The 10,078-nt window shown below is 34.8% G+C and carries 12 protein-coding genes and 2 pseudogenes; 13 read left to right on the top strand and 1 reads right to left on the bottom strand.

The window, feature by feature from the left end; genetic code table 11:
- The first annotated feature begins 151 nt into the window (after positions 1 to 151).
- The 7 genes and pseudogenes from GHI93_RS12545 to GHI93_RS13320 form a co-directional block, all read left to right on the top strand.
- Complete coding sequence (locus tag GHI93_RS12545; RefSeq protein WP_011915215.1) at positions 152 to 706, top strand: recombinase family protein; 555 nt, start codon at positions 152 to 154, stop codon at positions 704 to 706.
- 538 nt (positions 707 to 1,244) lie between these two features.
- Complete coding sequence (locus GHI93_RS12540) at positions 1,245 to 1,610, top strand: plasmid mobilization protein (RefSeq protein WP_002339183.1); 366 nt, start codon at positions 1,245 to 1,247, stop codon at positions 1,608 to 1,610.
- Positions 1,589 to 2,821, top strand: a complete 1,233-nt coding sequence (locus GHI93_RS12535; protein ID WP_153497337.1) for a relaxase/mobilization nuclease domain-containing protein — start codon at positions 1,589 to 1,591, stop codon at positions 2,819 to 2,821. The genes GHI93_RS12540 and GHI93_RS12535 overlap by 22 nt, the downstream gene beginning before the upstream one ends.
- Positions 2,818 to 3,441 carry an ATP synthase subunit B family protein gene (locus tag GHI93_RS12530; RefSeq protein WP_153497336.1) on the top strand — a complete coding sequence of 208 codons (624 nt, stop codon included), beginning with the start codon at positions 2,818 to 2,820 and terminating at the stop codon, positions 3,439 to 3,441. Before GHI93_RS12535 ends, GHI93_RS12530 begins: the two co-directional genes overlap by 4 nt.
- A 16-nt stretch (positions 3,442 to 3,457) precedes the next feature.
- Positions 3,458 to 4,060, top strand: a complete 603-nt coding sequence (gene fic, locus GHI93_RS12525) for a protein adenylyltransferase Fic (protein WP_153497335.1) — start codon at positions 3,458 to 3,460, stop codon at positions 4,058 to 4,060.
- 382 nt (positions 4,061 to 4,442) lie between these two features.
- A complete protein-coding gene (locus tag GHI93_RS12520; RefSeq protein ID WP_153497334.1) occupies positions 4,443 to 5,768 on the top strand; it encodes a RepB family plasmid replication initiator protein in 1,326 nt (441 codons plus the stop codon).
- Positions 5,761 to 5,841: pseudogene (locus tag GHI93_RS13320) on the top strand (helix-turn-helix domain-containing protein); the annotation flags it as partial. The gene GHI93_RS12520 and the pseudogene GHI93_RS13320, both read left to right, overlap by 8 nt.
- A gap of 48 nt (positions 5,842 to 5,889) precedes the next feature.
- On the opposite strand, the gene GHI93_RS12510 reads toward GHI93_RS13320, so the two are convergent.
- A complete protein-coding gene (locus GHI93_RS12510) occupies positions 5,890 to 6,255 on the bottom strand; it encodes a pentapeptide repeat-containing protein (protein ID WP_153497338.1) in 366 nt (121 codons plus the stop codon).
- A 63-nt stretch (positions 6,256 to 6,318) separates the two neighbouring features.
- On the opposite strand from GHI93_RS12510, the gene GHI93_RS12505 reads away from it, so the two are divergent.
- The 6 genes and pseudogenes from GHI93_RS12505 (at position 6,319) to GHI93_RS12480 (ending at position 9,637) form a co-directional block, all read left to right on the top strand.
- The gene (locus GHI93_RS12505; RefSeq protein WP_246177155.1) at positions 6,319 to 6,588 is read left to right on the top strand and encodes a hypothetical protein; all 270 of its coding nucleotides are present in this window, start codon (positions 6,319 to 6,321) and stop codon (positions 6,586 to 6,588) included.
- Positions 6,576 to 7,241 (top strand): restriction endonuclease subunit S, encoded by a 666-nt coding sequence (locus GHI93_RS12500; RefSeq protein WP_153497333.1) that lies wholly within the window; start codon positions 6,576 to 6,578, stop codon positions 7,239 to 7,241. The genes GHI93_RS12505 and GHI93_RS12500 overlap by 13 nt, the downstream gene beginning before the upstream one ends.
- Positions 7,228 to 7,620 carry a hypothetical protein gene (locus GHI93_RS12495; RefSeq protein ID WP_143466365.1) on the top strand — a complete coding sequence of 131 codons (393 nt, stop codon included), beginning with the start codon at positions 7,228 to 7,230 and terminating at the stop codon, positions 7,618 to 7,620. Before GHI93_RS12500 ends, GHI93_RS12495 begins: the two co-directional genes overlap by 14 nt.
- Before the next feature lie 133 nt (positions 7,621 to 7,753).
- Entirely contained in the window at positions 7,754 to 8,569 is an 816-nt protein-coding gene (locus GHI93_RS12490; RefSeq protein ID WP_153497332.1) for an EbhA, read from the top strand.
- A 273-nt stretch (positions 8,570 to 8,842) separates the two neighbouring features.
- Positions 8,843 to 9,040: pseudogene (locus GHI93_RS12485) on the top strand (IS3 family transposase); the annotation flags it as partial.
- 222 nt (positions 9,041 to 9,262) lie between these two features.
- Positions 9,263 to 9,637 (top strand): MerR family transcriptional regulator, encoded by a 375-nt coding sequence (locus tag GHI93_RS12480; protein WP_343030378.1) that lies wholly within the window; start codon positions 9,263 to 9,265, stop codon positions 9,635 to 9,637.
- Positions 9,638 to 10,078: the final 441 nt, after the last annotated feature.

The following is a 10,078-nucleotide window of genomic DNA, read 5'->3' as shown; positions in this document are numbered from 1 at the left end:
AAAATGGTCATTTTCTGAACACTCTTCTTTTGTTATAAAAACTCTCAAAATCATTTACATTTCTTGTTCATTAACCCGTAATTTATTCTATGTTCATTTATATATATATTTTTAAGTTATGATACAATAAATTAGAACAAAGGAGAATAAAATGAATATCGGATATGCACGAGTTTCAACTGGACTTCAAAATTTGGATTTACAAAAAGATAGTCTTAAAAAATATGATTGTGAGAAAATATTTACTGACCATATGTCAGGAAGTAAAAAAGAGCGACCTGGTTTAAAATCTGCCATCGAATTTTCTCGTTCTGGAGATACAATTGTTGTTTGGCGGTTAGATCGATTAGGAAGAAATATGGAGGACTTAATTAGCATAGTTAATTCACTTAATGATAAAGGAGTAAGCTTCCATAGCTTGCAAGAAAATATCACAATGGATAAATCAAGTTCGACTGGACAATTGATGTTTCATTTGTTTGCGGCTTTTGCGGAATTTGAGCGAAATCTTATTTTGGAGCGTTCTGCCGCTGGTAGAGAAGCTGCACGTGCAAGAGGACGACTTGGAGGAAGACCTGAGAAATTTTCGGAGCAAGACGTAAAGCTTCTTAAAACCTTGGTAGAAAGTGGTACGCCGATTAAGTCGATTGCGGATTCTTGGGGAGTGTCAAGAACAACTATTTATAGATATATTAATAAGTTTTAGAGTAAACTAAAAAAAACAGCTCAAAATGTTAAGTTATGAGCTGATTCGATATATTAATTTATTTACTATCTATATTGACGAATTTTAAATCGTCTGAAGAGAGTTTGACTTTGATATGTTGGTTCTGTTGCAAAGTTTTCCAAGAAATCTATTTTTGTGTAAAATTGAGAAAAAAGAGGGACGATTTCGGAAGAAGAAAATCGTCTCTTTTTTTCTTCTTTTTGTATGACAAAAAGAAAGATCTTTTGTCCATTTTATTTTTATAAAATGGGTAGGTGGCGTTTGCGTAAAGCAAATCAACACAATCCAAAGGGGATAAAAGGGGAAAGTGAAACTTCCCCCTTTTCAAGCCACATTGTAATACAAGAACGAAGTACTTTGTATTACAATGTGATAGCTTGCAGTATTTATGGATTTATATGGTCTATTTTGTTATAATGATTGTAACCGAATAGGGCGCAATGCTTATTACAAAATCAATGACAAAGGGCGATTGAGGAATGAGCGCTGGGGCATTTTATCTTTGAGGAGGCTATTTATGGATCAGAAAGAAGTATCACAAAATCAAACAAAGTACATTCAATTTAGATTATCTGAAGAACAATACAATAAGCTGAAAATTTCAGGAGAAACATATGGACTCTCTCCGAATCTTTATGCGAAAAAATTAGCACAAAAATCTCATTTAAAAAAACCTTATCTCGAACATGACCAAGCGAAATCTTTATTATTAGAACTCTCAAAACAAGGAACCAATTTAAATCAAATCGCCAAGAAACTCAATCAATTCGATCGGATGGACAACCAAGATAAAGAGCTGATCGAGGCTTTACGCTATACATACGGAGTACTCGCTCAAGCTCAAAAGGGGTATCAAGAGTTATGGCAACAATTGCAAAAATAAGCAATGGCGCAAGTGCAGCGAGCGCCCTTAATTATGCTTTAGGTCAAGACAGACCCATGCATGAAAAAACTGAACAGTGGCTACAAGACCATCAATTGGAACGTCCTGTGGAGCTGACAAATTGTCGGGCAGTTGCCGTGGGTGGAACCAACGGGATTGATCCCTTTATCGCCAAAGAACAATTCGATGTCGTTCGACAACTTCATAACCAAACCAAAGAATCCAATCAAGTCTTGCGTATTACCCAATCTTTCGCCTTAGATGAACTGAATCCGAAAGTTCAAAAAGACTGGCAAAAAGCCAATGATTTAGGCGTTGAATTAGCAGAAAACCTTTATCCTAACCATCAAAGCGCTGTTTATACGCATTTAGACGGAAAAAATCACGTCTTACACAACCATATCATTGTCAATAAGGTCAATTTAGAGACAGGAAAGAAATTGAGAGAACAAAAAGGAGAAAGCGTTCAACGAGCACGAGAAATGAATGATCGACTCGCTTCTCGAGAAAACTGGCACATTTTAGAGCCACCAAAAGAGCGTCAAACAGAGACAGAAAAAGAACTAATCGCCAAAAATGAGTATTCTTACATGGATGATTTGAGAGAAAGAATCAATAAATCGCTTCAAGACCTCTCTGTGAGCTCATATGAGACGTTTAAAGAGCGTTTATCCGATAATGGTGTAATTCTATCAGAAAGAGGTCAAACGTTCTCATACGCCTTTTTAGACGCCAATAATAAGCAAAGACGAGCACGAGAGACCCGATTGGGTTCTGATTTTGGAAGGGAGACCATTTTACATGAGTTGGAAAACCGAGCAAGACAAAACGAATTTAGAGCTGTTGAACAACGAGAACCAGCGATTACTCCGCTTGAGCGAGACACTCAACAAAGAGAATCAGAAATTGTTAGCCTTGAACAAGCAATTGAACCAAGAAAATCAGAAGCTCTCAAGCGAGAATCAAAAATTAATCGATTTATTGACACACTCAAACAGTTTGCAGGACGAGTACCAGAACTTACTCAACGCGTTACAAGAAAATTAAAGCAAACAAAAGAGAAAATCCTCGATGATTTTGAACGTCGCTTTTCAAAGGACATGAAAAATTACGAGCAAGAACAACAGAAAAGCCTAGAAAAACAAGCGAATAGAGACGTACAGTCTGAAAAGAAACCAACAAAAGATCATGATCGGGGGATGAGTCGATGAATAAAGATGAACAACTCGTTGTTCAAGTATTAAATGCTTATAAAAATGGCAAAATTGATTTCAGTAACGTTCCAGAACTAGACCGCTTAGTCCGTCAAGAAGTTAATAAAGACTTTCGGGACTACCAAGAAAAAATAGAAGCTGTTGCGAATCAAAAAATTGAGTCTGCCATTCAAGAACAACTCCATCGTTTAGAGGCAGAAAACATAAAAGCGACCATACTGAAAGACATTCAAGTTGAAAAACAGGCATTACTCGCTTTGAAAAAAGAACTGAATGAACAAAAAGAGCAGATAAAAGCAGATTGCAAACGTGAGATTGTCGAACGTTACGGTATTCTGATTGCGAACATTGTCTGCCTGTTCTGTTTCTTAGTTGTCGGTATTCTCATCGGACGATGGATTTATAAAGGGATCTGGGATGGTTGGGGTTTGCATATTTTGTATGACACAGTGATGGAAATAAAGCCTAAACATCCTTATGGGGCAGTCATTCTTGGATTAGGTGGATTTGGATTAATCGGTGCTGGAATATATGGCAGTTTTCGATTAATGTATACCGCTTCAACATGGTTTGATCAACGTCCAAAAATTTTCAAAAGAATCTTTCCGAAAAAATAGAGAGTGAGGGGATATTTTGGTTTTAGATAATAAATTAGGCTTAACCAATTCAGCAGAATTAGCTAAACAAGAAGAGTTATTAACGAAAAAAAGAGCCAAAGAATTGTTTGAGTCTGGCAAAATAGAGGATCTGGAAATTGGGACGTTTCAAGGCTTATCTGATATTCATCAGTTTTTATTCCAAGATATTTACGACTTTGCAGGAAAAATTCGAGAAGTGAATATTGCGAAAGGAAACTTTCAATTTGCGCCACGTATTTTTTTAGCGCAAACACTTGAATATATTGATAAATTACCTCAAGAAACATTTGATGAAATTATTGATAAGTACTCGGATATGAATGTGGCGCATCCTTTTAGGGAAGGCAATGGACGAGCCACTCGTATCTGGTTGGATTTAATTCTTAAAAATAAACTACACAAAATCGTCGATTGGAATCAAATTGATAAGGATGAATATTTAAATGCCATGATCCGTAGTACAGTCAGCACCAATGAATTAAAATATTTGATTCAACAGGCTTTAACCGATGATTTAGGTAAAGAACAATTCTTTAAAGGAATTGATGCGAGTTATTATTACGAGGGATATTATGAAATAAAAACAGAAGATTTATAAATAACCGATACAAACAGACGAATCAAATTCTATATTGATTCGTCTGTTTGCTTACGGGATGATTTTGACTTTTGATTTTAAATTTTTGAAAAAAATAAAAAAAGGCGAAGCCTATATTAATTTATCTTATATATTTTAATCTTTTATTCTTTTGCGTCAAAAAAAAGTGAGTGTTTTCAAGGGGTTAGAGATTAAAACCCCACAAAAAAACTGTGTATACCCCACAAAAAAACTGTGTATACCCCACAAAAAAACTGTGTATACCCCACAAAAAAATATTTTAGTTGTGGGGTATTGTGATATAATAAAAGCATGAAGAACAATTCTTTGGTCAGATTTTCTTCATGCCTATCTAAAATCACTCACAAAGGAGCAGTTTTCTATGACTAGTATACCAAAAAATGAACAAAATCAGAAGCAGGTGCAAATCTTGAACGAATTATCAAAACGAAAAGTAGTGGAGCATAATTCTTTAATTACCAGCATTGCCAAAATGGATAAAACCCCACTCAAAATGTTTGAGTTAGCCGTATCGTGCATTGATACCGAAGAACCGCCTAAAGATTATACAGTCTATCTCTCAAAAGAAGAACTTTTTGCGTTTTTTAAAGTTTCTGATAATGACAAACATAGTCGTTTCAAGCAGGCAGTTGAGAATATGCAGAAACAAGCTTTTTTTCAAATCAAAGAAGAAGTGGGAAAAGGCTTTAAATTTAGAAATATTGTCCCCATTCCCTATGTGGAATGGACGGATTATCATGATGAAGTAAAAATTGAATTTCATCGTGAAATTATGCCTTATTTAATCAATTTAAAACAGAATTTTACGCAACATGCCTTGTCTGATATAGCAGAACTTAATAGCAAGTATAGTATTATCTTATATCGCTGGTTATCCATGAATTATAACCAGTACGAGCATTATAGTTATAAGGGCGGGCGCCGAGAAGAACAAGTGGCAGCCTACCGCAACCCCACCATTTCAATCCGAGAATTGCGAGAAATGACCGATACAATTAGTGAGTATCAAAGATTTGATAGATTTGAAAGTTATATTTTAAAAAACTCTTTAAAAGAGATCAATGCACACACCTCCTTTAACGTGACTTATGACAAGATTAAGAAAGGGCGTTCGATTGATTCTATTATCTTTCATATTACGAAAAAACGTCGAGCAGACGATAACAGCTACAAGTTGGAAGATAAAGTCTACCAAGAAGATAAAGCACGTAAAGCTGAAACCGAAGATAAGCTAGCTATTGAAGCAATGAAAAGCAAGTACACCACGCTATTGCTAGAAAATATGTTGCTAAGTCCGTTTGAAATGCAAGATACAAAAATCATGGCAGGATTACAAGTCCATGTTTACCCCCTCTATGATGAACTGAAAGAAGCACGGGGATTAAATGGGCTAAAAACGCACCTCTCATATATTGCAAGCAAACAAGAAGGATATTCCAAGCGGAATGTAGTCAAGTACCTTAAAACAGCCATTGAAGGCTATTTAGCGACCATTGCCTTGCAAGACGTAGAACAACCTGAACGAGCCAATTACAAAAAGCCCAAAACAAGAAGTCTAGAAGTAGTAGCGAAAGATTTTCTACCAGACTATCAGGACGAAACCAGTGAAACGGAGAAAGAAGCATTAAGACGGTTGGAAGCAGAAATTGAGAAAAAATTACGTGGCGAGGGTTTAGACCATGAGTGAGAACTTAAAAACGATCAAAGAACTAGCAGACGAGTTAGGAGTTTCTAAGCAGACAATACATTATCATATAAAGTCATTGTCAAATATTAAAAGAGATAAGAATAATAAAGGAGCTGTACTTTTAAACGAGGAAGAACAAAAGTTTATCTATTCGAAAGTTAATGCCGTCAAAGACGACACCGTCAAAGACAACACCGTCAAAGACAACACCGTCAAAGACAACACCGTCAAAGACGACACCGTCAAAGACAACACCGTCAAAGACAACACCGTCAAAGACGACACCGTCAAAGACAACACCGTCAAAGACGACACCGTCAAAGACGACACCGTCAAAGGCAACACCGTCAAAGGCAACACCGTCAAAGACGACACCGTCAAAGACGACACCGTCAAAGACAACACCGTCAAAGACGATACCGTCAAAGACAACACCGTCAAAGACAACACCGTCAAAGACAACACCGTCAAAGGCAACACCGCCCATTTTTTATCAGAGATACAATTTTTACGAACTCAATTAGAAAATAAAGATACTCAAATCTTACAAATGCAAAATCTTTTAGATCAACAACAACGTCTAGCCTTACAGGATAAAAAATTACTAGAAGAGTATAAATCAGAAATCAATAAATTGAAAGCTCTTAAAATGCCTCAGGAGGATATGAAAGATGGCTCGTCGATAAGGGGTGAGGCGCAGGAAGAAATTGAACGACTAAAGGCTCAATTGAAGTTATCAGAAGAAGAACGAAACAAGGCAAAAGAAAAAGAGCCTGTAAAAACAGAATCTAAAAAATGGTGGCAACTATGGCGAAAATAGATGATTCAGTTAAAAAGAAAGTTCCAGAATTAAGGTTTTCGGGATTTACGGATGATTGGGAAGAGCGTAATCTTGGTGAGTGGTCCGATGTTCGTGATGGAACACACGCTTCACCGAAGTATATTAAGCAAGGTCACCCAATGGTTACATCTAAAAATCTAACCGATTCTGGTTTAGACATGTCCGATGTTTCTTATTTAACTGATGAAGATTTTAATGAAATTAACCAGCGATCAAAGGTTGATATCGGAGACATATTATTCGGAATGATTGGAACAATCGGAAAACCTGTAATCGTTGATAGAGATGACTTTGCAATCAAAAATGTTGCATTGATTAAAGAGAAAACATCGCCAGAAATTATCAATACCTGGCTAATTCAATATTTAAAGTCGCCCTCATTTGAACGCTTTATCCAAAAGGAAAATGCCGGTGGGACCCAAAAGTTTATTGCTTTGGGTTTGATTCGTGATATGAAGCTGATGACACCTAGTGTTCAGGAACAGGCCCGCATTGGTGAACTGTTAAATCATCTGGACAACCTTATCGTTGCTAACCAGCGTAAGTTAGATTTATTGAAAGAGCAGAAAAAAGGCTACTTACAAAAATGTTTGCTTAACAAATTTAGGACTCTACATTATGGAAATTATTAAAAAATATTTAAAGATACTTGCTAATATTTTTTTGGCAGCTATAATTATCTTACTAATTGTTAGTTCATCTTCTTCATGGCAAGATCAGAGAGAGTTTTCTAGAGGAGAAAAAAATACTGCTATAGCAAAAATTAAAGTTGATAGAAACAATGTTAAAACTTATAATTTCTCAGAAAATTCCTATGGGGTAGATGCATCTAAGTCAAAATTCAAAAATAATGATACAGTGAAGGTGTATTTTCTAAAGAAAAAGCCATATATTGTTTCTGAAAATCCATATATTTACCACTCAACGACTGAAATTATCATTCCGATAATTTGGAGTGGGATATTCAGCACTATACTAATCTATAATTTTTCGAGAAAAAAAGGGTTATAATTAGATAATAACTCCTATAAAATCAAATAAAAACACCCCCTATAATCTTATGATTAGATTATAGGGGGTGTTTTTATGTTTTAGTGATATAATGGCTAATATATGGAGTGTAATTATATTTGAGGAGATACAAATGAAAAAAAGAATTACTATATTTTCTATGATAGTTGTTTTTGTCGGTATAGGATTAGGATACTACTTTGGAATTGCAAAACCACATCAGGAAGCGGTTGATAATTTTAATAGTGCTTATAAGCCTATCAAAGAAAAAAATAAATCTTTGGATAAAATTATTCAAGATGCAGAAAAAAGTCTAAAAACTAACGAATTACCACTGGACAATTCAACTAAAGCAAACCTTGACAATGTTTTAAAGCAATCCCAGAATGATATGGTCATAGTTCCCAAAATCCCCACTAAAACTTCTGATATTAACAAATTAATAAAGGATTTGCCAAAAACAGTTGACTATAGTGATAACCAAAAATCATTGAAATTGGCTTTATCTAATTTTAAAGAATCAATCAATAAAAATAAGTTGGTGACTAATCCATCTTCAGATTTTGTAATAAAAAAATTAAAATCGATACCTACCATTACAGGAGTTGAAGCAGTAACCGAAAGCAATGATCCCAATGGATCATTGAATAAACCTGGGGGGTACACCTCTGCTATTTATTTTACAGACTCTGAAGTACAAGATCAAATAGATGGATCAGATATTATTGCTAAAGGTACTGATGCAGGGGGACAAATTGAAGTGTACAAATCACCTGAAGAAGCGCAAAAACGCAATACTTATTTATCAGCATTCGATGGGGCAGGATTATTCAACTCTGGGTCTCATGAAGTTTGTGGTACATGTGTAATTAGAACCTCAAGTAAACTAACTGCAACTCAACAAAAAGAATTAACTAAAAAAATAGTTGATAGTCTAACTCAATTATAAAAAATATGGTTCTGTTGCAAAGTTTTCCAAAAAATCTATTCTTGTGTAAAATTGAGAAAAAAGACAGAGAGGACAGAGTAATGAATCATTTTAAAGGCAAACAATCAAGATAAGAAGAAACGCTCTTCGAGCGTTTATAAAAAAGCCTAAAAGGCTTTTTAATTTTCTATTCTTCGCCAGAGGTGATGTTATCCTTAAATCTTAGAGTCACTATTGTATAATTTAGACAAAGGACAAAAACATGAAAAAACGCTACTCAAAAGAATTTAAAGATACCCTTATCATAATGCCAGTCTTGAATCTTGGCATGGACATTTAAAAAGAGAGTGGGTGTATCAATTTAAATATAAGAACTTTGAAGAAGCCTATCAGAGTATTTTCTGGTACATCGAAGCCTTTTATAATTCAAAACGAATCCATCAAAGTTTAGGGTATCTTACACCTAATCAATTTGAAAAGGTAAGTGCTTAAAATAAAGGGTCTTCGGAATATATAGTGGAATTACTTTCTTAATAGTTTAAAAACAACTGGTGTTTAAATCGGATTTTCTGGTGGGATGTTAGGATAATCAATAGTATTATATAAAAGTATCAATCACATACGAGTGATACTTTGGGAAAAAAATAAAATAGTCCAATTTACTTGACCGTGTACTATGGTACACGGTTTATAATATTCATGGGGTGAAATAAGATGATTTATTGCATTAGTGAGTTTGCAGATAAATGTGGAGTTAATAAAGAAACGATCAGATATTACGAGCGAAAAAATTTATTACAAGAACCTCACCGAACGGAAGCTGGTTATCGGATATATTCATATGATGACGTTAAGCGTGTTGGGTTTATTAAACGAATACAGGAACTTGGTTTTTCTTTAAGCGAGATTTATAAATTACTTGGTGTTGTAGATAAAGATGAAGTTCGTTGTCAAGATATGTTCGAATTTATTTCTAAAAAACAAAAGGAAGCGCAAAAACAAATAGAGGATTTAAAACGAATTGAAATGATATACATCTTTCCGAAAAAGTTTGCTTTTTCTCAAAGCATGGCTATAAATAATTGTTAGTCCATTCTTAAGGTCGATAACACTTTTCAATACCGACCCTAATACCGACCTCAATACTGACCTTGATACCGACCTTGATACCGACCTCAATACTGAACAAAAAAAGCCACCTGATTTCAGTGGCCCAATTAATATATTTAAAATCTTTATAAAGGAGGATTCCTCAGATGTATCTGGTTGAGCGAATATCAAGCTTTCTGATTGGCTCGTGGTATATAACGAGTTGGTCATTGAGTTTCAACCTAGTTTGATACATTTGATTGGAGCATAATTTAATTTCATATTCTCAAAAGATGAGAAAAATTTATATTATCCCAAAAATTTCGTAATACTATCTGCAACATTTTGAATTTGTTCAGGAATGTTTTCGGTTATACCTCCTGCAACATTTTGAATCTGTTCGGGAATGTTTTCGGTTATACCTCCTGCAACATTTTGAAT

The organism is Lactococcus hircilactis (assembly GCF_009601015.1).
GTDB lineage: Bacteria > Bacillota > Bacilli > Lactobacillales > Streptococcaceae > Lactococcus > Lactococcus hircilactis.
The sequence above is the reverse complement of the archived record's forward strand: the minus strand, read 5'-3'. Positions and strand labels throughout refer to the sequence as shown.